Below are 25,157 nucleotides of genomic sequence, written 5' to 3'. Positions count from 1 at the left end.
AGACCGTGCAGTCCTTGCTGACTACCGCATACTGCATACCATATGGAGTTATCGTGGCCCTCGATCAACGTGTTGTCCAGAGTCGGATTCGCGTTCGTCCGAATCCCTAGTCACGCCAGTCGAATCGGGGCCAGTCGTCGGTCAGCGCGCCCAGGCGTTCGGCGGCCTCGGCGGGCGGAAGACCGCGCGCGACGGCCATGCCGACGAGGAAGGCCGTGATGGGCGCGGCCTGCCTCGCGATGACCCGGCCCACGTCGCGGGTCATGGCGAGAACCAGTGCGTGATCGCATTGGTCTGCGTCCAGTCCGAGGTCGGCGCACAACGCTGTCGTCCATTCCCGCAGTTCGTCCATGAACCGCACCTCCCGGGTCGGACCCATTGACCGGAGCTTGCCATACCGTATACTGCATACAACCTGCTGGCAAGACGCCTTCCACCTCGGACGCGACCCGTCCTTCTGTCCCGAGCGGGCTCCACACCTTCCCTCGCTGGAGCCGACGCACAGATTCGGCCAAGAACGGAGTCAGACGTGAAAGTTGCTGTTCTCGGTGCCGGCGCCATCGGCGCGTATGTCGGCGCCGCCCTCGACCGGGCGGGAGCCGAAGTCCACCTGGTCGCCCGCGGCGCGCACCTGCGGGCGATGCGCGAGTCGGGAGTGCGCGTGCTGAGCCCGAGGGGAGATTTCTCGGCCACGCCGCACGCCACCGACGACCCGGCGGAGATCGGCCCCGTCGACCATGTCTTCCTCGGGCTCAAGGCCAACCAGTACGCGAGCGCGGGCCCGCTGCTGGAACCATTGCTGGGCCCGAAAACCTCGCTGATCGCCGCACAGAACGGCATTCCGTGGTGGTACTTCCACGGCGTGCCGGGCCCCTTCGAGGGCAGGCGTATCGAGACCGTCGACCCCGGCGGCGCCGTCAGCGCCGTGATGCCGCCTGAGCGGGCCATCGGCTGCGTGGTCTACGCGGCCACCGAGATCGCCGAGCCCGGCGTGATCCGGCACCTAGAGGGCACGCGCCTGTCGATCGGCGAGCCGGACGGCACGATCTCCGCTCGCTGCACCGAGTTCGCCGACGCCATGGTGGAAGGCGGGCTCAAGTGCCCCGTGGAACCCGAACTGCGCAAGGACATCTGGGTCAAACTGATGGGCAACATCGCGTTCAACCCCATCAGCGCGCTCGCCAGGGCGACCATGGCCGCGATCTGCCGCCACGACAACACGCGCGCGCTCGTGGTCGAGATGATGCGCGAGACGCTCGACGTGGCCACGGCGCTGGGCGTGGAGACCGACGTGTCCATCGAGCGCAGGCTCGCCGGTGCCGAGCGCACCGGGGAGCACAAGACGTCCACGCTCCAGGACCTGGAGAAGGGCAAGCCGCTCGAGCTCGACGCCATCCTCGCCGCGGTGGTGGAGCTGGCCGAGCTCGCCGACGTCGCCGTGCCGACGCTGCGCGTGGTGAACGCGCTCGCCGATCTGCTCAACGCCAACGTCACCACGGCCACGCCCGCGCTGGCCGCAGCACAGGGAGGTGCCCGATGACACTCACCGCGGAACCGGGGGCCGGCGAGGTCGAGGCCGTCGCGCCCGAGGCGTTCGACGGCGGCAGGCCGCTGCCTTTCTGGGGAGGGCTGTTCCGGCCGGAGGGAGTGCCCGACCTCGACGCCGCCGACGCGGCGAGGGCCGTGCGGGCGAGCCTCAACGAGCACCGCACGTGGTCGTTCGCGCCGCTCACCGAGCGCAAGTTGCGCGTGCTCGCCTCGCTCGACGCGCTGACCGGGCACCGGGACCTGCTCGCCTCGCTGCCCGGCGTGGGTCCCGGCCTCGACGAGTGCCTCGAGGAGACGCGCCGCTGCGTCGAGCAGGTCGACGGACTCCTCGCGGGCAGGGAACCGCTGCGCGGCCCGGTCACCAACCTCGCCGACCGCGGCTGCCCGGCGCCCGTGCTGGTGTACGCGATGTTCGTGCAGGCGCTCGTGGGCAACGCCGTCGTCGTGAAAGCACCCGAGGAGGCCGGGCACGCACTCGCGCTGGTGACCGCGCTCGCCGCCAGGCACGGCGTGCCGTTCACGCTCGTGCACGGCGGCGGCCCGATGGTCGACGCGGCGCTGACCCGCCCCGACGTCGTCGGCTGCGTCTCCTACCCGGACGGCACGCGGCGCGGGCTCTCCCTCGTCGGAGCCGTGACCAGACGGGCGGCTATCTGACCGCTCAGCACCTGCCAGCACCTGCTAGCACCGTTGCAGTGAAGGCCACCATCACTGCGTTGAACGCAGTGATGGTGGCCTTCACTGCAGTTGGCCTGCCGGTCAGCGGTCGGCGACGGCCGCCTCGGCGGCCTCCAGCCACTCCCGCCACTGCGCGGCCTGCTCGTCGGCCTGCTTGGCGCGCCGCTCGTCGCCCGCCGCGCGGGCCTTCGCCGCCTGCGACTCGAACTGCTCCACGCGCTCGCGGAACTGGGCCGCGCGGGCCTGTGCCTCGGGGTCGGTGCGCCGCCACTTCGACTCCTCCGCGGCACGCACGCTGTCCTGCACGGCCTTCAGCCGCCCGTCGAGCTCCCGGATGCGCTCCCTCGGCACCTTGCCGATCTCGTCCCAGCGCTCCTGGATCTTGCGCAGCTGCGACTTCGCGGCCTCGAGGTTCGCCGCCGCGTCGATCTTCTCGGCCTCGGCGAGCAACTCCTCCTTGCGCGCGGCGTTCTCGGCGAACTCGGCGTCGCGCTCGGAGAAAGCCGCCGAGCGGCGCGCGAAGAACGCGTCCTGCGCGGCGCGGAACCGCTGCCACAGCGCCTCGTCGGTGTCCTTCGGAGCCCGGCCCGCGGCCTTCCACTCCACCATCAGTTCCTTGTAGCGGCCCGCGGTCGGCCCCCAGTCGGTGGAGTCGGCCATCGACTCGGCTTCGGCGATCAGCTCCTCCTTGCGCCGCTTCGCGGCCGCGCGCTGCTTGTCGAGCTCCGCGAAGTGCGAGCCCCGGCGGCGGTTGAACGCCTCGCGAGCCTTGGAGAACCGGCGCCACAGCTCGTCGTCGGTCTTGCGGTCGACGCCCTTGATCGTCTTCCACTCGTCCAGGATCGCCCGCAGCCGGTCGCCCGCGGCCTTCCACTGGGTCGACTCCGCGGCGATCTGCTCGGCCTCCTCGGCGAGCGCCTGCTTGCGGCTGACGGCGGCGGCCCTCGCCTGCTCCTTCTCCTGCCTCACCTCGGACAGCGCGCGCTCGGCGTGGCCGATGACGTGCTCGATGCGGGCCTTCAGCGCGTCGATGTCGCCCACCACGGCGGCGTCGGCGAGCCCGTCGCGCAGCTGTGAGGCGCTCGCCAGCGCCTGTTTGGGGTCCCCGGCGCCCGAGGTCAGGCGGGTCTCCAGCAGCTCGACCTCGGTCCGCAGGTCGTCGAAGCGGCGCGCGAAGTGCGTGAGGCCCTCCTCGGCCGGCCCCGCCTGCCACACGCCGACCTGGCGCTCGCCGTCGGAGGTCCGCACGAACACCGCACCCTCCTCGTCGATGCGGCCCCAGCGGTCCGGGTGCGGCTCGGCAGGCGGGACCGCGGGCGCGGCGTGTGCGCCGGCCGGGGTGTGCGGCACCTGGTGCGGCGCCGGAACATCGCTGCCGTTCGGGGTGTTCTGCTCGGCCATGGCCGGCTCCTTCTCGCCTGTCGGCCCGCCGGTGCGCGGGCGCCCCGCTGGCGGCGGGGCCGGGTGTTGCGTGTTCGGTTCCAGGCCCGCATTCAAACAGGTCAGCGCGGTTCTGGGTACCTCATGCCTCAAGACGTACCTCCATGGGCGCGCCGGGTAACCTCGGAACGCGTGATCACGCGTGCCGCCGTGGTGCCCCAGCCCCCGCTCCTGGTGCCCGAACTCGTGCCGGGTGCCGTCGAGCGGACCGCGTCCGTCCGCGACGCCTGCGTGGCGGCCGTCAAACGGCTTCCCCCTCGCTGGGTCGCTGTCGGCGCCACGGCACAAGCTTGCCCGATTCCGTCTTCGGCGTGCGGCACATTCCGGGGTTTCGGGGTCGACGTGCGCGTCGCGCTCGCGGGTGACGCCGACGGCGAGCCCGTCGACCTGCCGCTGCCCGCGCTGCTCGCCGGGTGGCTGCGGGAGCAGGCCGGGGCCGAGTCCGTTGAGGTCGAGCTGCTCACCCCTTCGGCGGGTCCTGAGGAGTGCGCGGCCGTGGGCGGGCGGCTGGCCGCGCTCGACGGCGACGTGGGACTGCTGGTGCTCGGCGACGGCTCCAACCGGCACGGCGCCGCGGCGCCCGGCGGGGACGACGCGCGCGCGCCCGGTTTCGACGCGGAGGTCGGAGCCGCGCTGGCCGCGGCCGACGCCGGGGCGTTGCTGGACATCGCACCCGGGCTCGCCGCCGAGCTGGGTGTGCAGGGCCGGGTGCCGTGGCAGGTGCTGGCCGGGCTCGCCCGCGCGGGCTCCTGGCGCGGCGAGCTGCTGTACTCGGAGGCGCCGCTGGGCGTGGCCTACCACGTGGCCGTCTGGGAGCGGTCGTGATCCGGCCGATCGCGGTTGTTGGCCCCACCGCCACCGGCAAGACGGCGCTCGGTGTGGAGCTGGCGCTGGCGTTCGGCGGCGAGGTCGTCAACGCCGACGCCATGCAGCTGTACCGGGGCATGGACATCGGCACCGCGAAGGCGACCGAACAGGAGCGGCGCGGTGTCCCGCACCACCTGCTCGACGTGCTCGACGTGACCGAGACAGCGTCCGTTGCGGCCTACCAGCGCGACGCGCGTGCCCAGATCGAGCGACTGCTCGCGGCCGGCAAGGTCCCGGTGCTGGTTGGCGGCTCGGGCCTCTACGTCCAGGCGGTGCTCGACGATCTGCGTTTCCCCGGCACCGACCCGGACGTGCGGGCCGAACTCGAGGAACAGGCGCGTCGGCTGGGCACCCAGGCGCTCCACGAGCGGCTCACCGCCGCCGATCCGGAGGCCGCCGAGGCGATCCTGCCCACCAACACCCGCAGGATCGTGCGCGCGCTGGAGGTCATCGAGATCACCGGGCAGCCGTTCTCGGCGAACCTGCCGAAACCCGGCGAACCGCGCTACGGCACGGTCCTGGTCGGGGTCGACCGCGACGTCGCCGAGCTCGACGCCCGTGTGGACCTGCGGGTGGAGCACATGTTCGCGGCCGGGCTCGTCGACGAGGTGCGCGAACTGGAGAAGCGGGGCCTGCGCGACGGCAAGACCGCCTCCCGCGCGCTCGGCTACCAGCAGGTGCTGGCCGCGCTCGACGAGGGCACCGACGACTTCACCGGGGCCGCGGCGGCGACGGCGACGGCGACGCGGCGGTTCGTGCGCAGGCAGCGGTCGTGGTTCCGGCGGGACAAGCGGATCCACTGGTTCGACGGCGCCGCGGAGGGCCTGACCGATCATGTCGCGTCCTGGCTCGCCCCGTAATCTGATGGCATGGGTGGCATCGAGTTCCTGAAGGGGCACGGCACGCAGAACGACTTCGTGCTGTTGCCCGACGCGTCGGCCCGGCTGGAGCTGACGCCGGCGCGGGTCGCCGCGCTGTGCGACCGGCAGCGCGGGCTCGGCGCCGACGGCGTGCTGCGCGTCGTCCGCTCGGCCGCCCTCGGCGCCGACTCGGCCGCCGAATGGTTCATGGACTACCGCAACGCCGACGGCTCGATCGCGGAGATGTGCGGCAACGGCGTTCGCGTGTTCGCCCGCTACCTCGTGGACGCGGGACTCGCCACGGGACCCGACTTCGTGGTCGGCACCCGGGCTGGCGACCGCCCGGTGCGCGTGCACCCGGACCGCTCGGTGACCGTCCACATGGGACCTGCGCGGATCACGGGCACGTCGGTGGCGGTGGTCGGCGACCGGGAGCTGTCCGGGGTCGCCGTCGACGTCGGCAACCCGCACCTGGTCTCCGCCCTCGACGACGACGTCGCCTCACTCGACCTGCGCGACGCGCCCCGTTACGACCGGGACTTCTTTCCCGAGGGCGTCAACCTGGAGTTCGTCAACGTGCTCGACACCGAGGCGCTGAGGATGCGGGTCTACGAGCGCGGGGTGGGCGAGACCCGCGCGTGTGGCACCGGCACGGTCGCCGCGGTGGCCGCCACGCTGCACCTCGCGGGAACCGACACCGGGAAGTCCACTGTGGACATCCCGGGTGGCAGGGTCACGGTGACGGTCGAGCGCGGTGCGTCCACGCTCACCGGCCCCGCCGTGTTCGTCGCCCGCGGCGAGCTCGACGACACGTGGTGGAACAGCGTCGCCTAGGCGGCGGCGGGCGTCTGCGGGACGTCGCGCAGCCTGCGCAACGGTGAGCACACCACGAACAGCGCGGCCGCGGCCAGCAGGATCGCGGTGGCCCACACCGTCGCGGGCACCCCGATCAGCTCGCCCAGCACGCCCCCGAGCAGCCCGCCGAGCGGCATCGTGCCCCACACGACGAACCGCACGCTCGCGTTCATGCGCCCGAGCAGGCGGTCGGGGCAGATCGCCTGCCGGTAGCTGACCTGCGCGACGTTGTAGACGACGATCCCGGCCCCGGTGACCGCGAGCCCGATCGCGGCGAGCGAGGCCCGCCAGCCCGGCGCGGCGAGCGGCACGAGCAGCTCGGCGGGCCAGGTGACGAGCGGGACGAGCCACACGGCGCGCGCCTGCCCGAGCACCCGCATCAGTCGGCTCGCCGCGAGCGCGCCGAGCACTCCGCCGACACCGGCGCCCGCCAGCACGAACCCGACGCCGGCGGGGGAGAGCCCGACGTGACGGGTCAGGAAGAGAACCTGAACGGCGGTGAGTCCGCCGCCCGCGAAGTTGCCCACGGCCGTGCACGTGGTGATGGCCCGCAGGTTGGGGTTGCGGAACACGAACCGCAGCCCTTCGCCGATGTCGGCGAGCAGCGTGCGCTCGGCGCGTGGCTCCGGTTCCGGCTCGACGGCGCGGATGCGGCGCAGACACGACGCCGAGGCGAGGTAGCTCAGCCCGACGGCGGTCACGGCGTTGGCGGCGCCGAGCACCTGCGCGAGCACCCCGGCGAGCCCCGGGCCGGTGACGTGCGCGACGGACTGGCTGACCTGCAGTTTCGCGTTGCCCTCGACGAGCTTCACTCGGCCGACGAGGAACGGAAGGTACGACTGGTAGGCGACGTCGAAGAACAGCGTGCACACGCTCACGAGCAGGGCGACGACGATCAGGTGGGTCAGCGTGAGCACGTCGGCCCACCAGGCCAGGGGCACGCTGAGCAGCAGCGTGGCGCGGGCCAGGTCGGCCCGCAGCATCAGCGGCTTCCGGCGCATGCGGTCCACCCACACGCCCGCGGGCAGTCCGAGGAGCAGGAACGCGGCGTGCTCGGCGGCCGTGAGCAGGCCCATCTCCAGTGGCGAGGCATTGAGCACGGTCGCGGCGAGCACCGGCAGCACGGTGTGCCCGACGAACGTGCCGAACTGGCTGGCCGTGTCGCCCGCCCAAAGGCGCCGGAAGTCCTGGTGGAACCACAGGGAGTCGGAACTCACCCGAACGAGTGTGGGCAAGTGATTGGTAAGTGTCAATCACTTGCGGCTCGTACGCTGACCACGTGGGAACGCGGCGACGCAGGGCGACCGAGGCCGAGGCGAACGCGCTGGCCTCGGGAATACGGCTGCGCATCATCCGGTTGACCTATTCCGAGGCGCTGACCAACAAGGAGCTGGCCCAGCGGCTCGGCCGCGATCCGGCCACGACGTTGCACCACGTGCGCAAGCTGGTACAGACGGGCTTTCTCGAACCGCAACCGCGCCGCAGGGGAAACCGGGGCGCGCAGGAGATCCCCTACCGGTCCACCGGTCTTTCGTGGGCGCTCGACTCCGCGGGCGGCGACACCAGGCTCCGCGAGGCGATGCTGGAGGCATACCTGGCCGAGGTCGCCGAGCTGGAGCCAGGCGAGTTGCAGCAGTGGCGTTTCGTCGCACAGGTGCCCGCGGACCAGCGCCAGGAGTTCGAGAACCGGCTTCAGGAGTTGCTCGAGGACTTCAAGAGCAGGCCCGTCGACCCGGACGCCGAGCGGATGGCGGTCTACATCGGGATGTACCCGAGTCGCTAAACGGTTCGGCGAATCGCCCGAATCGTGGCAGCATGGATCGCAGACGAGGTCGATCGGTGAGTCGGCCCGACAGCACAACTGGAGGCATGTGAGCAAGCCGAGTCCCCGCGACTTCCCGCGGGCGGAAGGACAATACGAGCCGGAGGAGCTCTTCGACGAGTTCGGCCAGTACGCCGACGACACGGAGCTCTCCCAGGGGGAACTGGAGCTCGAGGACCGCGCGTCACTGCGCAGGGTCGCGGGTCTCTCCACCGAACTCACCGACATCACCGAGGTCGAGTACCGGCAGCTGCGCCTCGAACGGGTCGTGCTCGTCGGCGTGTGGACCGAGGGGACGGCCGCGCAGTCCGAGGCGTCGCTGGAGGAGCTGGCCCGCCTCGCCGAGACCGCGGGGTCGCAGATCCTCGAGGGTCTCGTGCAGCGCAGGAGCAGGCCGGACCCGGCCACCTACGTCGGCTCCGGCAAGGTGCGCGAGCTCGCCGACATCGTGGCCGCGACCGGCGCGGACACCGTCATCTGCGACGGTGAGCTCTCGCCCGGCCAGCTGCGTCAGCTGGAGGCGAAGCTCAAGGTCAAGGTCATCGACCGCACGGCGCTGATCCTCGACATCTTCGCCCAGCACGCGCGTTCCCGTGAGGGCAAGGCCCAGGTCGAGCTGGCCCAGCTGCAGTACCTCATCCCGCGCCTGCGGGGCTGGGGTGAATCCCTGTCCCGGCAGGCCGGTGGCCGGGCCGGCGGTGCGAACGGCGGTGTCGGCCTGCGCGGTCCCGGTGAGACCAAGCTGGAGACCGACCGCAGGCGCATCAGCAAACGGGTTGCCAAGCTGCGCCGCGAGATCGCCGCGATGGACACGATCCGAGCCACGAAGCGCGGCAGGCGGGTGGCCAACGAGGTGCCGAGCGTTGCCATCGTCGGCTACACCAACGCGGGCAAGTCGAGCCTGCTCAACGCCATCACCGGCGCGGGCGTGCTGGTGGAGGACGCGCTGTTCGCCACCCTCGACCCGACCACGCGCCGTTCGGAGACCCCGGACGGCAGGGCGTACACGCTGACCGACACCGTCGGGTTCGTGCGGCACCTGCCGCACCAGCTGGTCGACGCGTTCCGCTCGACCCTCGACGAGGCGGCCGACGCCAACCTCCTGCTGCACATCGTGGACGGGTCCGCGCCCGCTCCCGAGGAGCAGGTGAACGCGGTGCACCAGGTGCTCCACGAGATCGCCGAGCGGCGCTCCGACGCCTTGCCGCCGGAGTTGATCGTGATCAACAAGGCCGACGCGGCGGACGAGGTGAGCCTGGCGAGGCTGCGGAACCTGCTGCCCGACGCCGTCGTGGTGTCGGCGCGCAGCGGCCAGGGCGTCGCCAAGCTCGTGGAGGAGATCGCACAGCGCCTGCCGAGGCCGGAGGTCGCGGTGGACGTGCTGGTGCCGTACGCGCGCGGCGAGCTCGTCGCGCGGGCGCACGCCGACGGCGAGGTGCTCTCGGAGGAGCACACGCCGGAGGGCACGCGGCTGCAGGCGAGGGTCCGCCCCGACCTGGCCGCCGCGCTGCAGCGTTACGTCACCAACGGTTCCGCGATCTGACGGCTGTGAGTTTGCACGGCCGGCGGTGGGCAGCGGGCGCGTCCGTCCTCGCGCTGTTGCTCGCCGCCGGTGCCGTGCCGGCCTCGGCGCAGGCACCCGCGCCGGAGCAGGTCTGCTCGCTCGGCGACGACCGGCTCGCGGAGGTGTCGGGCCTGGCAGCCGATGAGGGCAGCTGGTACGCCGTCAACGATGGCGGCACGAGCATCGAGGTCTTCGTGCTCGGCAAGGACTGTTCCGTCCAGGACGTGCTCACCGACCCGACCGACCCTTACGACGTCGAGGACCTGGCGCTGGCCCCGGACGGCACACTGTGGCTCGGCGACACCGGCGACAACCGCAAGCAGCGGGACACGGTGGCGCTGCACGCCCTTTCGCCCGGCGGCCCCGCCACGCTGTACCGGCTGACCTACCCGGACGGCGCCCGCGACGCCGAGGCGCTGCTGCTCGACCGGTCGGGCACGCCGTACATCATCACGAAGAACGTGCTGGGCGGTTCGGAGGTGTACCGGCCGTCGGCGCCGCTCGCCAGTCCTGGGCCGACCCCATTGGAGAAGGTCGGCTCGCTGAGCCTGTCCGCCACGGACACGCCGGGTGGCCCGGTGGGCACGGCCGGTTCGCTGCTCGTCACCGGCGCTGCCACGAACGCCGATGGCAGCGTGTTCGCCGTGCGGACCTACACCGATGCCTACCTGTACCCGGCGCCGGACGGCGATGTCGTGGCCGCGTTGCAGCGTTCGCCGGTGCGGGTGCCGCTGCCGGACGAGGCACAGGGCGAGGCGATCGCGTTCGAACCGGACGGCTCACTGCTGTCGGTCAGCGAAGGCGTGGGCAGCCCGGTGCGCATCGTGCGTGGCGCGGCCGGGCTCGTCGACGTCGAGACCACGCCGAGTGAGCCGGCGCAATCCGACAGCGCTGCCGGAGGCAGCCCCGCTCCGGCCGCCGAGCAGGACAGCTCCGGCGTGCCGGTGCTGCCGGGAATCGCCATCGCAGTGGGCGTCGCGGCGATGCTCGTGTTCGGTTTCAGCAAGCTCCGCCGCCGCTAGCCCCTACAGCCGCCGCAGGACGGCGACGACCTTGCCCAGGATGGTGGCGTCGTCACCGGGGATCGGCTCGTATGCCTCGTTGTGCGGCATCAGCCAGACGTGCCCGTCCTTGCGCTTGAACGTCTTGACCGTCGCCTCGCCCTCGATCATCGCGGCCACGATGTCGCCGTTCTCGGCGTTGGGCTGCTGGCGCACCACGACCCAGTCGCCGTCGGTGATGGCTGCGTCGATCATCGAGTCACCCGTGACGCTCAACAGGAACACGTCGCCCTCGCCGACGATGTCCTTCGGCAGCGGGAAGACGTCCTCGATGGCCTCCTCGGCCAGCACGGGGCCACCGGCGGCGATGCGGCCCACGAGCGGCACGAACGCGGGCTTCGGCAGCTGCTCCGCGAGCGCGGCGGCCCGGTCGGACTCCGCGGACAGGACGCCGACCGCGCGCGGGCGGTTCGCGTCGCGGCGCAGGTAGCCCTTGCGCTGCAACGCGCGCAGCTGGTGGGAAACCGACGACGTGGACGTGAGCCCGACGGCCTCGCCGATCTCCCGGACGCTCGGCGGGTAGCCGAACCGGTCGACCCAGTCCCGGATCACCTCGAGCACCTTCTGCTGACGCGGGGTCAGGCTGTCGTCCGGGTCCTCGATCTCCGGAAGGGCGTGCACCTTGCCGCCGTCGTCCTTGGTCTTGCGTGCCACCGCGTTGCCTCCCAGTCGAGGGCCGGCCGTAGCCGTGCCCGGGGTCGCCTGTCCTGCCGCGTGCGGGCGCCCGTTGGCCTGCCCGCTGTCCACACTCGACGCTAGCCCGCGTGGACGGCGATTTCAAACATTTGTTCGATCGACACGCCGTGCCGCTCTCGATTTTGTCGGACCCTGGTGGTACACCTTCGCACGGGCGTTCGATAGAACGCATGTTCGAGGAGGTTGCGATGTCGGTTGTCGTGGAGCGGGAAGTCCGCGAGATCGGTCGGGTCCAGCACCCGGGCAGGGTGGTGCGCAGGCAGCGAACGGGGGAGACGCGGCGCCCGCCGACCAGGGCGCGGGTCGTCGCCGGGCGGAGGTCCGCGAGGGTGGCCACCTGTGCGCCGAGGTCCGTGGCGCTGCGCTGGCCGCTGCTGCTCGCGCTCGGCGCCGCGGTGTGCCTTGGGCTCGTCGGGCTGGGGCTCTTCGCGAGCGGTGTCGCAGGCGGCGGGGAGGCCACCGTCCCGTCCGGCACCGCGGTGGTGTCGGTCGCGCCGGGTGACACGTTGTGGGACCTCGCCGAGCGCTCCGCCCCCGGCAGTGACCCGGCCGCCGTCGTCGAGCGCATCCAGGAGCTGAACGGGCTCACGGGCGCCCGGGTCGACGCCGGGACGCCGCTCGTCGTGCCCGCCGGAGCCTGACGCCGGCACCGCTCCCTCTACCCCGAGTGCGGTCCTTATGTCGGCCGTCACTCCGTCGGGCGTGCCGTGTCAGCTTGCGCCAGGGGGCCTGCTGCTCCTAAGGTCAACCCCAACATGTAGTAGTTACATGGCTGTAGTTGGTCCACAAGTTGGGGTAGAATCGACAGAGTTATCCACAGCTTGTCGGTGTTCACCCACCGGGTGTCCACAAAACGATCACCAGGGCGATGCGGCCAGGTGGTCGGACACCACGGTCGGACCCGGTGCGATGAGGAGGTGATCGGCGCATGCGTTGCCCGTTCTGCAGGCACGCCGATTCCCGTGTCGTCGACTCTCGGGAGGTGGATGAAGGACAGGCGATCCGCCGCCGCCGCTCGTGCTCGGAGTGCGGTCGCCGGTTCACCACCTCGGAGACGATGGTCCTCGCCGTCGTGAAGCGTTCCGGGGTCACCGAACAGTTCAGCCGCGACAAGGTGGTTCTGGGAGTGCGCCGCGCGTGCCAGGGCCGTCCCGTCGACGACGACGCGCTGCAGCAGCTCGCTCAGCGGGTCGAGGAGTCGATCAGGGCGGCGGGTGTCGCGGAGATACCGAGCCACGAGGTGGGGCTGGCCATCCTGGGCCCGCTTCGCGAGCTGGACGCTGTGGCTTATCTGCGGTTCGCGAGTGTTTACCGCTCGTTCTCCTCGATCGAGGACTTCGAGAAGGAGATCTCGGATCTTCGGCAGGCGATTGCGGGTGCGGCCGATCCGGCCGCCGGCAGCGGGAAGAGTGCGGACGACGCGTGACGTCGCCGCCAATGCGAACGCGGGAGTGGGAGTCATGACAGAAACCGTGGGGGTCGGCGCCGAGGCCTCCGGCAGGTCGGGGAAGAAGCGGCAGAGCGGTGCGGCCGCGCGCAAGGGTCTGAAGGTCCAGCGCGTCTACACCACCGAGGGCGTGCACCCCTACGACGAGGTCAAGTGGGAGAGCCGTGACGTCGTCATGACCAACTGGCGTGACGGCACGATCAACTTCGAGCAGCGCGGGGTCGAGTTCCCCGAGTTCTGGTCTCTCAACGCGACCAACATCGTCACCAGCAAGTACTTCCGGGGCGCCGTGGGCAGCCCGCAGCGCGAGAGCAGCCTCAAGCAGCTCATCGACCGCGTGGTGAAGAAGTACGTCGAGTCGGGCACCGAGCACGGCTACTTCGCCTCGCCCGCCGACGCGGAGATCTTCGAGCACGAGCTCACCTGGATGCTGCTGCACCAGGTGTTCAGCTTCAACTCCCCGGTGTGGTTCAACGTCGGCACCACGTCCAAGCAGCAGGTGTCCGCCTGCTTCATCCTCTCCGTCGACGACACGATGGAGTCGATCCTCGACTGGTACAAGGAAGAGGGCCGCATCTTCAAGGGCGGCTCCGGCGCGGGCCTCAACCTCTCCCGCATCCGCTCCTCCAAGGAGCTGCTCTCCTCGGGCGGCACGGCCTCCGGCCCGGTGTCGTTCATGCGCGGCGCCGACGCCTCCGCCGGCACCATCAAGTCCGGCGGCGCCACCCGCCGCGCGGCGAAGATGGTCGTGCTCGACGTCGACCACCCCGACGTCGAGGAGTTCATCGAGACCAAGGCCAAGGAAGAGCACAAGATCCGCGTGCTGCGCGACGCCGGGTTCGACATGGACCTCGGTGGCGCGGACATCGCGTCGGTGCAGTACCAGAACGCCAACAACTCGGTTCGTGTCTCCGACGAGTTCATGCAGGCCGTGGAGAACAAGAGCGACTTCGGCCTGCGCGCGCGGCTGACCGGTGAGGTCATCGAGCGGGTCGACGCGAAGAAGCTCTTCCGCAAGATGGCGCAGGCGGCGTGGGAGTGCGCCGACCCCGGCATCCAGTACGACGACACGATCAACGACTGGCACACCTGCCCCGAGTCGGGCCGCATCACCGCGTCCAACCCGTGCTCGGAGTACATGCACCTCGACAACTCCAGCTGCAACCTCGCTTCGCTGAACCTGCTGAAGTTCCTCTCCGACGACGGCACGTTCAACGCGGAGCTGTTCGCCAGGGCCGTCGAGCTCGTCATCACGGCGATGGACATCTCGATCTGCTTCGCCGACTTCCCGACCGAGCCGATCGCGGAGACCACGCGGAAGTTCCGCCAGCTGGGCATCGGCTACGCCAACCTCGGCGCGCTGCTCATGGCCACCGGCCACGCCTACGACTCCGACGGCGGGCGCGCGCTCGCGGCCTCGATCACGTCGCTGATGACGGCCGTGTCCTACCGTCGCTCGGCCGAGATGGCCGGTGTCGTGGGCCCGTACGAGGGCTACGCCCGCAACGCGGAGGCCCACCAGCGGGTGATGCGCAAGCACGCGGCGGCCAACGAGCTGATCCGCACCTTCCACACCAACGACGTGAACGTGCGCGCTCTCGCGACCGAGGAGTGGCAGCGCGGCATCGAGATCGGTGGGGCGTCGGGCTGGCGCAACGCGCAGGCCAGCGTCCTGGCGCCGACCGGCACCATCGGCTTCATGATGGACTGCGACACCACGGGCATCGAGCCGGACTTCTCGCTGGTGAAGTTCAAGAAGCTCGTCGGTGGCGGCTCCATGCAGATCGTCAACAACGCGGTGCCGCGCGCGCTGCACTCGCTCGGCTACCAGGGCGAGCAGATCGAGGCGATCGTCGACTACATCTCGCAGCACGGCCATGTCGTGGACGCTCCGGGCCTGCGCCCCGAGCACTACGAGGTGTTCGACTGCGCCGTCGGTGAGCGCTCCATCGCGCCGATCGGCCACGTGCGGATGATGGCCGCGGTCCAGCCGTTCCTGTCGGGCGCCATCTCCAAGACGGTCAACATGCCGGAGTCGGCGACCGTGGAGGAGGTCGAGGACATCTACTTCCAGGGCTGGAAGCTCGGCCTCAAGGCGCTGGCCATCTACCGCGACAACTGCAAGGTGGGCCAGCCGCTCTCCACCGGCAAGAAGGAGAAGGCCGAGGCGGACCCGGAGAAGGTCGTCGAGTACCGCCCGGTGCGCAAGCGCCTGCCGAAGAAGCGCCCGAGCCAGACGGTGTCGTTCACCGTGGGCGGCGCCGAGGGCTACCTCACTGCGGGCTCGTACCCCGACGACGGCCTCGGCGAGATCTTCGTCAAGCTCGGCAAGCAGGGCTCCACGCTCGCCGGTGTCATGGACGCCTTCTCGATGTCGATCTCGGTGGGCCTGCAGTACGGCATCCCGCTGGAGTTCTACGTCTCGAAGTTCTCCAACCTGCGTTTCGAGCCGGCCGGCATGACCGACGACCCGGACGTGCGGATGGCCACCAGCGTGCTGGACTACCTGTTCCGCAGGCTGGCGCTGGACTACCTGCCCTACGAGAAGCGGGCGCAGCTCGGCATCTTCACCGCCGACGAGCGCTCCGCGCAGGTCGAGGCCGACTACGGCAACGGCAACGCCGAGCCGGAGAGCGTGGACCTCGAGGCGCTGCGCAGCAGCGTGGACGCCAGCGGATCGCGCCCGGTCGAGCAGAAGCCGCCGCAGGAGGACGACTCCGCGAGGTTTCAGGAGGCGCACACCACCACGGAGCTGATGGAGCTGCACCTCGGCAAGGCCGCCGACGCGCCGCTGTGCATGACGTGCGGCACGAAGATGCGCCCGGCGGGCTCGTGCTACGCCTGCGAGGGCTGCGGAGCCACCTCGGGCTGCAGCTGACGTACTGAGTCAGTGACGTGGGAGGCCGGAGATCGCTCGCCGATCTCCGGCCTTCCGCTGTTGCGGCGCCCAGCCATGGCGCGTGAAACTGCAGGCATGGCGACCCTCCCGATCCTGGTGACCGGCGGCACGGGCACGTTGGGCAGACATGTCGTGCGGCACCTGTTCGACCGGGGCGTGCCCGTTCGCGTCGCCAGCCGTCGCCCGGCGCCCGCCGGGCCGCAGCCACACGAGTGGGCCACTGTGGACTATCGCAGCGGCGCCGGGCTGACCGCCGCGGTCGAGGGCACGAGCGCGGTCGTCCACTGCGCCACCAACATGGTGCGCGGGGAGGAAGAGCTGGCCCGCACCGTGCTCGCCGCGGCGAAGGACGCGGACTGTCCGCACGTCGTCTACATCTCGATCGTCGGCGTCGACCGGCATCCGCTGCCGTACTACCGGGGCAAGCTCGCGGCCGAGCGTGTGGTCGCCGACTCCGGTGTCGGGTGGACCGTTCTGCGCGCCACGCAGTTCCACGACCTCGTGTACCGCATCCTGTCCGCGCTGGCCCGGCCGCCCGTGCTCGTGCTGCCGAAGGGCGTGCGCGTGCAGCCCGTCGACTCCGGCGAGGTCGGCGCGCGGCTCGCCGAGCTGGCCACCGGTTCGCCGTGTGGCCGGGTACCCGACCTCGGCGGGCCGGAGATCCGCGAGCTCGCCGACCTCGCCTGCGCCTACCTGGACACGTTCGGGCGTGGGCGCAGGATCGTGAACCTACCGCTCGCGGGCCGGTCCTACCGGGCCTACCGCGAGGGTCTGCACCTCACGCCCGAGCGCTCCGACGGCCGGGTCACGTTCGAGGAGTTCCTCGCTCAGCGGCGCTGATCGCCCGCCAGCCGCTCCCACAGGAACTCGAAGACCAGCGCCCACTTGAACGCCAGCTGCGCGTTGTCGGCCGCCGCGCCATGCCCGCCCTCGATGTTCTCGTAGTAACCGACGTCGTGGCCCTGCTCCCGCATGCGGGCCACCATCTTGCGCGCGTGTGCGGGGTGCACCCGGTCGTCGCGCGTGGACGTCACGAACAGCGCCGGCGGATACTTTCGTCCACTGTGGACGTTTTGGTACGGCGAGTACCGGGAGAGGTAGGCCCAGTCGGCCGGATCGTCCGGGTCGCCGTACTCGGCCATCCACGACGCTCCGGCGAGCAGCTTGTGGTAGCGGCGCATGTCGAGCAGCGGAACCTGGCTGACGACTGCGCCGAACAGCCCGGGGTAGCGGGTGAGCATCACACCTGTCAGCAGGCCGCCGTTGCTGCCGCCCTGGATGCCGAGGCGTTCGGGCGTGGTGATGCCGCGCTCCACCAGATCCGCCGCCACGGCGGCGAAGTCCTCGTAGACGCGGTGGCGGTTGGCCTTGATCGCCTGGTTGTGCCAGTCCGGGCCGTACTCGCCTCCGCCCCGGATGTTCGCCAGCACGTAGGTGCCGCCCCTGGCGAGCCAGCCCCTGCCGGTCATACCGCTGTAGTACGGCGTCTGCGACACCTCGAACCCGCCGTAGCCGGTGAGCAGCGTCGGGCCGGGCCGGTTCTCGTGGGCCCCGACCACGAAGTACGGGATCCGCGTGCCGTCGGCCGAAGTCGCGAAGAACTGCTCGGCCACGAGCCCCGTGCTGTCGAAGAACGCGGGCGCCTGCCGCAGCGTCTCCAGCTGGCCGCCCACGACGCCGCGCACCAGCTTCGACGGCTCGGTGAACCCGGTGACGTCGAGGAAGAACTCGTCGCCCTCGTGGGGATCGGTGCCGACGAGGTCGACGCTGCCGACCTCGGGCACGCCCGCGAGCGGCTCGTCCCGCCAGCCGCCGTGGGCCGGGGTGAGCACGCGGAGCCTGGTCTTGACGTCGCTCAGCGTGCCCAGCACCAGGTGGTTGCGGGTCCAGGCGTAGTAGTCGAGTGAGGTGTGCGCGTCCGGTTCGAACAGCACGGTCATCGCGCGCTCACCGGCGAGGAACCCGTCGAGCCTCGCGGCGAGCAGCGCGCCCGCCGGATACTCGCCCCACGGCGTGCGCGTGCGCACCAGCAGCCACTCCCGGTGCACGGAGGCGTTCGCGTCCTCGGGGACGTCGATGCGCACCAGCCCGTCGGCCGTGCGCAGATACAGCTCCGACCGGTAGAAGTCGACGTTGCGGCGCACGAAGTCGCGTTCCCAGCCCTCGGTGGCGTCGTGGTAGGCGCGCACCGACACGTCCTCGGGCTTGCCCTCGAACACCACGGGCGCCTCGGCGAGCGGGGTCCCGCGCCGCCATTCCCTGACCAGGCGCGGGTAGCCGGAGCTGGTGAGCGAGCCCTCGCCGAAGTCGGTGCCGACGTAGATGTGGTCCTCGTCGATCCAGCCGACCGAGCTCTTCGCCTCGGGGAGCTCGAAGCCGCCGTCCACGAACTCGAGCCGCTCCAGGTCGAACTCGCGCACCACGGTCGCGTCGGCGCCCCCGCGCGACAACTCCACGAGGCAGCGCCGCAGCCCCGGCCGCAACACGGCGGCGCCCTGCCACACCCAGTTCTCGCCCTCGGCCTCCGCGAGCGCGTCCACGTCGATGAGCACCTGCCAGTCCGGCGCGGCGGTGCGGTACTCCTCCAGCGTCGTCCGCCGCCACAGGCCCCTCGGGTGCGTGGCGTCGCGCCAGAAGTTGTAGAGGTGCTCTCCGCGCCTTCGCACGTAGGGGATGCGGTTGTCGGAGTCGAGCACCTCACGCAGCTCGTCCCGGACCCGGTCGAACCGCTCACCGCCCGTGAGCCGCGCGGCCGTCTCGGCGTTGCGGGCCCGTACCCAGCCGAGCGCCCGCTCGCCGGTGACGTCCTCCAGCCAGAGGTACGGGTCGTCGTCCACAGGGGGTGTCGCGTCGGTCATGGCCTCCAGTCTGCCAGCGCGCACGAGTTCCCGTTTCGTGATCCGGGACGCGGCGCCGCGCCGATAAGCTGACGTGCACTGTGGACAGAATCGACGATGTCCGGCCCGCCAGGAACAACCCCTTCGCGGTACTGGGCGTGCTCGTGGCGGTGCTGGGGGTCGTCGGCGTGATCGCGCTGGCAGGCAGGGCGGCCGCACCCGTCAAGGGTGTCGCGCTGCCGTCACCGAACGCCGTACCCGACCTGGTGTCGGCGCCGCCGGTCGAGTCGCCGCCGCGGACTCCGGCGGCCGAACCGGCCGCGGACCCTGGGGCCAACCCGCTGCTGGGCGAGGGCGTCGCGCTGGCGGGCGTCACGTGCGACCTGCCCGTGCTCGGCGGCTCGGCCGAGCGGCTCCGCGCGTTCTACTCGGCGGCCCTGAGCTGCCTCGACGCCGCCTGGCGACCGGTGCTGACCGAAACCGGGGCCCGGTTCACCGAGGCCGGGCTCGAGATCAGGTCGGACGCGTCCAGCCGGTGCGGTGCGATGCCCGGCGAGGACGAGGCGACCGCGTTCTACTGCGGCGCCGAAGGGATCATCTACATGCCGAGGGAGCGTCTCGTCGAGTACCTGGGGTTGTACCGGCCCGCGCACCTCGCGGTGCTCGCGCACGAGTACGGCCACCACGTGCAGAAGCTCAGCGGCACGCTGGACGCCACGGCCGAGCGGATGGCCGGGCTCGATCCGGGGTCACCGGGCGAGCTGGAGCTGACGCGGCGCGCCGAGCTGCAGGCCAACTGCTTCGCCGGGCTGTTCCTCGCCGCCGTCGCGGGCCGAGGGGAGATCAGCTGGGAGGAAGCCCGCAGCGGGGTCGACGACTTCGCGAACAGCATCGACAGCGACACCCACGGCACGCTGGAGAACCAGGTCCGCTGGGCGGAGACCGGGTTCCTGGCCGACGGTCCCGCCGCCTGCAACACGTGGACGGCGCCCGCCGCGGACGTCGCCTGAGGTCGGCGCCCCAGAAGAGCGCTTTCACGCTGCCCACCCGGCCACTAACCTGTTGTGAGGCAGCTCACGGTTCTCGGCGGGAGGAGACGTTCATGCGCATTGCCGATCTGCTGCGGAGCAAGGGGGCGATGGTGGCCACCGTTGCTCCGGAGACGACCGTCAGAGAGCTGCTGGCCCGACTCGCCCAACACAACGTCGGTGCGCTGGTGGTCGTCGACGGCCACGACAGGGTCGCCGGCATCGTGTCCGAGCGCGACGTCGTTCGCCGCCTGCACGAACACGGCCCCGGCCTGCTCGAGCGGCCCGTCGCCGACATCATGACCACCGTCGTGGCCACGTGCACGCCCCAGGACTCGGTCGACCAGCTCAGCGGCGTCATGACCGAGCGCAGGATCCGCCACGTCCCCGTGCTCGTCGACGGCAGGCTCGGCGGCATCGTCAGCATCGGCGACGTGGTGAAGTCCCGGATGGACGAGCTGGAGCAGAACCAGGAACAGCTGGAGGCCTACATCTCAGGCGGTCCCTTCAACGCCACCGGCTGACTCCCAGCCGCGCAGGACCCGGTCGATGTCGGAGCGGATGCGGTCGCGCGCGTCCGCTCTCGGCATCCCGGACATCAGCAGGTCGTCGTAGGCGGTGTCCAGGTGCCGCACCGACGCGATCACGGCCAGGCGCACCGCCTCCTCACCGAGCGCGCGTCCCTCGGCCGAACGGCCCACGCGGCCGCTGCCCCTCGTCGCGGCGTGCTCGGCGATCGCCTGCGCCCGATCCAGCGGGCAACCGGGGTAGAGGCGCACGATCTCGGCGGCGAACCGCGCCTGGAACTCCACGTCCTGAGCGGCGCGCCGCTCGGCGTCACGGACCCGGCGGCGGGCGCGCAGGTCCTCGTCGGCGAGGCACTGCTCCTCGGCACGGTCGAGCGCGGCAGGCTCCACGAGGATGCCCTGCCGCTCGTACCGCTTGCGCCTGCGGTTGAACCGCACGACGAGCACACACAGCGTGCTCTCCTTCTTCGCGCGCCGGGACAACGCGGCGTCGCCCGCGGGCAGGAACGCGAGATGGTCGAAGTCCGCACAGGTCAGGCACAGCGGGCCGGTGTCCTCGACGAGCCGGAACTCGCCCGCGTCCGCACTCGTGCCGCAGCCCGCGCACGTCCACGCCTGCTCCGCGGGCGTCACCGTGAGGTCCGGTGCCTTGTTCTGCCGCGCCCGCAGCCGTTCGAGGCGTTTCGGCGAGAGTTCCGGCGACATCCAGTGCGTGCGGAAGAGTCGCTCGACCGCGTCGTCACCGTCGGCGGTGAAGCGCAGGTTCCGGTTGTCGCGGGTACGGGCGAGGTAGGCGGTGTCGCTGGCCGTCAGGCCACGGGCCGTGGCCCAGTCGCGCAGGCACGACACGGCGTCCACGAGCTTGCCCGCGTCGACCGGGAGGACGTGCTCGAGGCAGGGAACGCGACCGGAACGCCACTCCTCGGCGCGGGATGCGGGCAGCCAGCCCAGTGCGGAGAACAGCTCGACGGGCGCGGCGTAGTGCTGGCGGGCGAGGGCGGTCTCGGCGGCGTCGATCACCCGCTGGCGCAGCTTCGTCATGACGCCGGCAGCCTAGTGCCCTCCGTCGGACGTCTGTTGCTTGAGTCGGTGGATCCAGGTTTCCGCTGGCAAGGGGCCGGTTCGTCCTCGTACTGGGCTGTACTTGGGCGGACCGGCACCGCAGCCGGCGGGAAGCTGGGCCGCCGAATTATGTGGTGAGCTTCCGGCCGGGGGCACTAGCCCGCCTGCTGATCCAGACTTGGAGCGAGCGCCGCGATGCCCGCGGTGAGCGCCGTCCGCGCCTCGGCGAAGCCGGTGCCGGCGGGCAGGTGCGCGAGCAGCGACACGATGTAGCGCTCGTCGGAGCCGACGATGCCGGTGGTGTTGAGCACGAGCCCGTCGCCGACCTCCATCCAGCCCTGCTTGACGGCCCACTCGGTGCCCGGCAGCGCACCGGGGATCCCGAAGTACTGGTCGAAGCCGTCCACCGCCACGCGAGTGGCGTCCGCCAGCGCGCCGAGAACGAAGTCGCTCGCCGGCCGCGGCAGCTCGTCGTCGAGGTACTCGTAGACGGTCACGATGTCGCGCGGGCTCATCCGCGTCAGCTCCCACTGACCTTCCTCGCGGGGCGGGCTGGTGTTCTCCAGCCCCATCAGCTCCGCGGCATCGCGGTCGATCTCGGTGCCGCCGTAGGCGCCCCACAGCGCGGACGCGACCCGGTCGGCGCTGCCCGCCAGCATCGCGTGCAGCTCCTGGCGCTCGGTCCCGCCGGGAACCCGCCAGTCCGCCTCGCGCAGCACCTCGGTGACGATCAGGAGCTTGACGACCGAGGCCGTGTAGAACTGCTCGTCGGCGTTGAGGCTCGTGAGCATCGAGTCGGTGAGCCGGTCGTAGACGGCGAGGCCCATCCGGGTGCCCGGCACCACCGAGGCCACGGCCCCGGAGACCGCCTGCGCCAGCTTCGCCCGCTCCCGCTCCGGTGCCGGGGCTTCCGTGGTGGGCGTCAGCGGTGGCCGCGTGAAGGCCTCCTCGGCGACGGGGGCACGGGTGGTGGACTGCGGCTCGGGCGATGCCACGGTGTCGGCCCGGGTCACCGCCGACACGGTGATCACGGTCGCGACGAGTCCCGCCGCCAGCGCGCTGAGGCCGATCGCCCGAGGCTTCACCAGACCAGAGAATCACCCGATCGGTAGGTTGACCGTCAACTCGGCGTGAACATCGGTCACACCGCGTTCTCAGTTCGTCATCTCCTCGCCTCGATCAGGGTGCGCGTCGAGTGGGCGACGAACACGCCGTCCCGCCGGATCAGCTCGTGCAGTTCGCGCAGCCGCCCGAGGTAGGCGTCCACGGTGAAGCCGGGCACCGTCCAGATCACCTTGCGCAGAAAGAAGACCACGGCGCCGATGTCGAAGAACTCCGCGCGCAGCCGCGCGGACCGCACGTCCACGATCTCCAGGCCGGCGGCACGCGCCTCAGCGGCCTCCCGCTCGGGGTGTCGTTTCCGGCGTGCCTCCGGTTGCGGGCCGAGGAAGTACTCCACCAGCTCCCACATGGTGCCCGGGCCCACGTGCTGGGCGAAGTACGTTCCACCCGGCCGCAGCACCCTCGCGATCTCCGCCCACCACACCGTGGCCGGATGACGGCTGGTCACCAGATCGAACGCCGCGTCGGTGAACGGCAGCGGCGGCTCGTCCGAGGCCTCGACGACGACCACGCCCCGCGGCCGCAGGGAGGTCGCCGCCGCGGCCACGTTCGGTGGCCACGACTCCGTCGCCACCATCACCGGTGGGAATCTCGGCGCGCCGGCCAGGACCTCGCCACCGCCGGTCTGGAGGTCCAGTGCCGCCGATGCCCTGGCCAGGCGCAGGCCCAGCCGCCGTTGGTACCCCCAGTACGGGCGCTGCTCGGTGGCCCGCCCGTCAAGCCACGAGAAATCCCAGCCGTCGACCGGAGCGGTCGCGGCCTCGGCCACCAGATCGTCGAACGAACGAGACATGCTCCGATCGTCCCAGTGCGCGCCACCGAAAATCGGGGTGCGATCCCTTCGCGCACAGCCTTTCGTCGGGATCTGCACCGGCTTCCTTGACACCGTGGGACGGCGCCGGAAAGGTCGAACCACTCCGATCGCCGACCGACTGGGGGCACCGTGAGAGTCGCACGCCTCGCCGTCCTGCTCACCGCCGTCATCGCGATGCCGCTGGTTCCCGCCGCGGCGCAGGCGGAGCCTCCGCCGGGACCGGTGTTCGAGGACGGGCAGGCGCAGCCGGTGTTCGACCCCGCCGACGTCGTGCGGGAGAGCCTCTGGGTGACGGCGCCCGTGGACAGTGACCGCGACGGCGCCGACGACGAGGTGCACGTCGAGATCGTCCGGCCGAGAGCCACCGAGCACGGCCTGCGTGTGCCGGTGGTCTACCAGGCGAGCCCGTACTACGCGGGCGGCAACGACGTCGCCAACCACAACGTCGACGTGGAGCTGTACGTCCCGGACGGGCACGGCAAGCCGAAGCCGCAGATCACCTGGCGCTACGAGCAGTACCTCGTCTCGCGCGGGTTCGCCGTCGTCTACGCCGAGTCGCTCGGCAGCGGCGCCTCCACCGGCTGCCCCACGACCGGCGGCGAGAACGAGACGATCGGCGCGAAGTCCGTCGTGGACTGGCTGGGTGGGCGGGCGAAGGCCAGGAACGCCGAGGGCACTCCCGTCGCGGCGGACTGGACCACCGGCAAGACGGCCATGATGGGCGTGTCCTACAACGGAACCCTGCCCAACGCGGTCGCGAGCACCGGCGTCGAGGGGCTCGAGACGATCGTGCCGATCGCGGCGATCTCGGACTGGTACGACTACTACCGCGAGGACGGTGCCGTAGTGGCCCCCGGCGGTTTCCAGGGCGAAGACGCGGATGTGCTCGCCGAGTACGTCTACACGCGCGCCGACCGCGAGATCTGCCGTCCGGTGATCGACGAGCTCGCCCGGGAGCAGGACCGCGTCACCGGCGACTACAGCGCCTTCTGGCACGAGCGCAACTACCTCGACGACGCCCGTGACGTGCGTGCCTCGGTGCTCGTTGTGCACGGCCTCAACGACTGGAACGTCACCACGAGCCAGGCGGCCAGGTGGTACGAGGCGCTCGCGAAGGCGGGCGTCGAGCGCAAGATCTGGTGGCACCAGTCCGGCCACGCCGACCCGTACGGGCTGCGCCAGCAGGAATGGCTGCGCACCCTCAACCGCTGGTTCTCCCACTACCTGTACGGCGTCGACAACGGGATCGAGGACGAGCCGAGGTCCACGGTGCAGCGCGAGGACCTGTCGTGGGCCGACGAGGCGGACTGGCCGGCTCCCGGCACCCGGGACGTCACGGTGTACCCGAGGCCGGGCGGCTCCGCCCGCGGCGGTCTCGACGTGTCCGGCCCGCTGCGGGGGAGGCCCGTCGTCGAGCGGCTCACCGACGACGCGACCAAGACCGTCGAGCAGCTCGTCGACGCGCCGTCGTCGGCCAACCGGCTCGCCTATGCCACCGGTCCGGCGCGGAAACCCGTGCGGTTGAGCGGAACGGCGTCGGTCGACTTGAAGGTCGCCTTCGACCGGCCCGCCGCGAACATCACCGGCGTGCTGGTGGACCGGGCGCCCGACGGCACGTCGAACGTGATCACCCGCGGCTGGACCGACCCGCAGAACCGCACGAGTGCGTGGCGCACCAAGCCGATCCGGCCCGGGGTGGCGTACGACGTGTCGTTCGACCTCCAGCCGGACGACTACGTGCTCGCCGAGGGACACCGCCTCGAGTTCGTGCTGCTGTCGAGCGACCACGACTTCACGTTGCGCCCGAAGCCCGGTGCGGGGCTGGCGATCGACGTGCGGAACACGACGGTGGACCTGCCGGTGGTGGGCGGGAAGGCGGCCCTGCGCGGGGCGTTCTGAGCGCGGTCGGCGGGCGGGGCCCGCACCACCATAGCCCCGCCCACCGACACCAACCCGTTCCACCGCCGCCCCTCCGGCTCCCTTGTTCAACTCACCCCCACCCGTCCACAGATTCCTCCCACCCCCGCCAC

23 protein-coding genes are annotated in these 25,157 nt (G+C 71.3%); 15 read left to right on the top strand and 8 right to left on the bottom strand.

What is annotated here, in order from left to right; translation table 11 throughout:
• Positions 1–106: 106 nt before the first annotated feature.
• Positions 107–352 carry a DUF6457 domain-containing protein gene (locus tag DI005_RS13370; RefSeq protein ID WP_112273202.1) on the bottom strand — a complete coding sequence of 82 codons (246 nt, stop codon included), beginning with the start codon at positions 350–352 and terminating at the stop codon, positions 107–109.
• Between the two features lie 177 nt (positions 353–529).
• Between DI005_RS13370 and DI005_RS13365 the strand changes: the two genes are divergently transcribed.
• Both DI005_RS13365 and DI005_RS13360 read left to right on the top strand, forming a co-directional pair.
• Entirely contained in the window at positions 530–1,540 is a 1,011-nt protein-coding gene (locus tag DI005_RS13365) for a 2-dehydropantoate 2-reductase (protein WP_113642285.1), read from the top strand.
• The gene (locus tag DI005_RS13360) at positions 1,537–2,205 is read left to right on the top strand and encodes an aldehyde dehydrogenase family protein (protein WP_113642284.1); all 669 of its coding nucleotides are present in this window, start codon (positions 1,537–1,539) and stop codon (positions 2,203–2,205) included. The genes DI005_RS13365 and DI005_RS13360 overlap by 4 nt, the downstream gene beginning before the upstream one ends.
• 102 nt (positions 2,206–2,307) lie before the next feature.
• Here DI005_RS13360 and DI005_RS13355 read toward each other — a convergent pair whose 3' ends face one another.
• A complete protein-coding gene (locus DI005_RS13355) occupies positions 2,308–3,627 on the bottom strand; it encodes a DUF349 domain-containing protein (RefSeq protein ID WP_112272579.1) in 1,320 nt (439 codons plus the stop codon).
• A 171-nt stretch (positions 3,628–3,798) separates the two neighbouring features.
• On the opposite strand from DI005_RS13355, the gene DI005_RS13350 reads away from it, so the two are divergent.
• From DI005_RS13350 to dapF, 3 genes are read left to right on the top strand one after another with little or no spacing between them, the layout of a single operon-like run.
• Positions 3,799–4,491 (top strand): class III extradiol dioxygenase subunit B-like domain-containing protein, encoded by a 693-nt coding sequence (locus DI005_RS13350; RefSeq protein WP_112272577.1) that lies wholly within the window; start codon positions 3,799–3,801, stop codon positions 4,489–4,491.
• A complete protein-coding gene (gene miaA / locus DI005_RS13345; RefSeq protein WP_112272575.1) occupies positions 4,488–5,393 on the top strand; it encodes a tRNA (adenosine(37)-N6)-dimethylallyltransferase MiaA in 906 nt (301 codons plus the stop codon). The genes DI005_RS13350 and miaA overlap by 4 nt, the downstream gene beginning before the upstream one ends.
• 9 nt (positions 5,394–5,402) lie before the next feature.
• Positions 5,403–6,227, top strand: coding sequence for a diaminopimelate epimerase (gene dapF / locus DI005_RS13340; protein WP_113642283.1), 825 nt, complete (start codon positions 5,403–5,405; stop codon positions 6,225–6,227).
• On the opposite strand, the gene DI005_RS13335 is transcribed toward dapF, so the two are convergent.
• Entirely contained in the window at positions 6,224–7,465 is a 1,242-nt protein-coding gene (locus DI005_RS13335) for an MFS transporter (RefSeq protein WP_112272571.1), read from the bottom strand. The two genes, dapF and DI005_RS13335, sit on opposite strands and share 4 nt — an antisense overlap.
• A 62-nt stretch (positions 7,466–7,527) precedes the next feature.
• Between DI005_RS13335 and DI005_RS13330 the strand changes: the two genes are divergently transcribed.
• The 3 genes from DI005_RS13330 (at position 7,528) to DI005_RS13320 (ending at position 10,656) form a co-directional block, all read left to right on the top strand.
• Positions 7,528–8,031, top strand: coding sequence for a transcriptional regulator (locus DI005_RS13330; RefSeq protein ID WP_113642282.1), 504 nt, complete (start codon positions 7,528–7,530; stop codon positions 8,029–8,031).
• Positions 8,032–8,233: 202 nt separating this feature from the next.
• Positions 8,234–9,613, top strand: a complete 1,380-nt coding sequence (gene hflX, locus DI005_RS13325) for a GTPase HflX (protein WP_233520123.1) — start codon at positions 8,234–8,236, stop codon at positions 9,611–9,613.
• Between the two features lie 11 nt (positions 9,614–9,624).
• Positions 9,625–10,656 (top strand): hypothetical protein, encoded by a 1,032-nt coding sequence (locus DI005_RS13320; RefSeq protein WP_369973575.1) that lies wholly within the window; start codon positions 9,625–9,627, stop codon positions 10,654–10,656.
• Between the two features lie 3 nt (positions 10,657–10,659).
• Here the strand turns inward: DI005_RS13320 and lexA are convergent, their stop codons facing one another.
• Positions 10,660–11,349, bottom strand: coding sequence for a transcriptional repressor LexA (gene lexA, locus DI005_RS13315; protein ID WP_112272565.1), 690 nt, complete (start codon positions 11,347–11,349; stop codon positions 10,660–10,662).
• A 230-nt stretch (positions 11,350–11,579) separates the two neighbouring features.
• On the opposite strand from lexA, the gene DI005_RS13310 reads away from it, so the two are divergent.
• The 4 genes from DI005_RS13310 (at position 11,580) to DI005_RS13295 (ending at position 16,577) form a co-directional block, all read left to right on the top strand.
• Positions 11,580–12,032 carry a LysM peptidoglycan-binding domain-containing protein gene (locus DI005_RS13310; protein WP_113642294.1) on the top strand — a complete coding sequence of 151 codons (453 nt, stop codon included), beginning with the start codon at positions 11,580–11,582 and terminating at the stop codon, positions 12,030–12,032.
• A 287-nt stretch (positions 12,033–12,319) separates the two neighbouring features.
• A complete protein-coding gene (gene nrdR, locus DI005_RS13305) occupies positions 12,320–12,817 on the top strand; it encodes a transcriptional regulator NrdR (protein ID WP_110340229.1) in 498 nt (165 codons plus the stop codon).
• A 34-nt stretch (positions 12,818–12,851) separates the two neighbouring features.
• Positions 12,852–15,716, top strand: coding sequence for a vitamin B12-dependent ribonucleotide reductase (locus DI005_RS13300; protein WP_113642280.1), 2,865 nt, complete (start codon positions 12,852–12,854; stop codon positions 15,714–15,716).
• A 96-nt stretch (positions 15,717–15,812) separates the two neighbouring features.
• A complete protein-coding gene (locus DI005_RS13295) occupies positions 15,813–16,577 on the top strand; it encodes an SDR family oxidoreductase (protein WP_113642279.1) in 765 nt (254 codons plus the stop codon).
• Here DI005_RS13295 and DI005_RS13290 read toward each other — a convergent pair.
• Positions 16,565–18,595, bottom strand: a complete 2,031-nt coding sequence (locus DI005_RS13290; RefSeq protein ID WP_113642278.1) for a prolyl oligopeptidase family protein — start codon at positions 18,593–18,595, stop codon at positions 16,565–16,567. The genes DI005_RS13295 and DI005_RS13290 overlap by 13 nt on opposite strands.
• Before the next feature lie 80 nt (positions 18,596–18,675).
• Between DI005_RS13290 and DI005_RS13285 the strand changes: the two genes are divergently transcribed.
• A complete protein-coding gene (locus tag DI005_RS13285; RefSeq protein ID WP_158303178.1) occupies positions 18,676–19,584 on the top strand; it encodes a neutral zinc metallopeptidase in 909 nt (302 codons plus the stop codon).
• A gap of 92 nt (positions 19,585–19,676) precedes the next feature.
• Complete coding sequence (locus DI005_RS13280) at positions 19,677–20,126, top strand: CBS domain-containing protein (RefSeq protein ID WP_112272555.1); 450 nt, start codon at positions 19,677–19,679, stop codon at positions 20,124–20,126.
• Here the strand turns inward: DI005_RS13280 and DI005_RS13275 are convergent.
• From DI005_RS13275 to DI005_RS13265, 3 genes are all read right to left on the bottom strand, one after another.
• On the bottom strand, positions 20,097–21,170 hold the full coding sequence (locus DI005_RS13275; RefSeq protein ID WP_113642277.1) for a DUF2293 domain-containing protein: 1,074 nt from the start codon (positions 21,168–21,170) through the stop codon (positions 20,097–20,099). The two genes, DI005_RS13280 and DI005_RS13275, sit on opposite strands and share 30 nt — an antisense overlap.
• 176 nt (positions 21,171–21,346) lie before the next feature.
• Entirely contained in the window at positions 21,347–22,276 is a 930-nt protein-coding gene (locus tag DI005_RS13270) for a hypothetical protein (RefSeq protein ID WP_113642276.1), read from the bottom strand.
• A gap of 77 nt (positions 22,277–22,353) precedes the next feature.
• Positions 22,354–23,106 (bottom strand): class I SAM-dependent methyltransferase, encoded by a 753-nt coding sequence (locus DI005_RS13265; protein ID WP_112272549.1) that lies wholly within the window; start codon positions 23,104–23,106, stop codon positions 22,354–22,356.
• A gap of 150 nt (positions 23,107–23,256) precedes the next feature.
• On the opposite strand from DI005_RS13265, the gene DI005_RS13260 reads away from it, so the two are divergent.
• Positions 23,257–25,026 carry a Xaa-Pro dipeptidyl-peptidase gene (locus DI005_RS13260; RefSeq protein WP_113642275.1) on the top strand — a complete coding sequence of 590 codons (1,770 nt, stop codon included), beginning with the start codon at positions 23,257–23,259 and terminating at the stop codon, positions 25,024–25,026.
• Positions 25,027–25,157: the final 131 nt, after the last annotated feature.

It is taken from the genome of Prauserella sp. PE36, assembly GCF_003311655.1.
Lineage (GTDB): Bacteria > Actinomycetota > Actinomycetes > Mycobacteriales > Pseudonocardiaceae > Prauserella_A > Prauserella_A endophytica.
The sequence above is the reverse complement of the archived record's forward strand: the minus strand, read 5'-3'. Positions and strand labels throughout refer to the sequence as shown.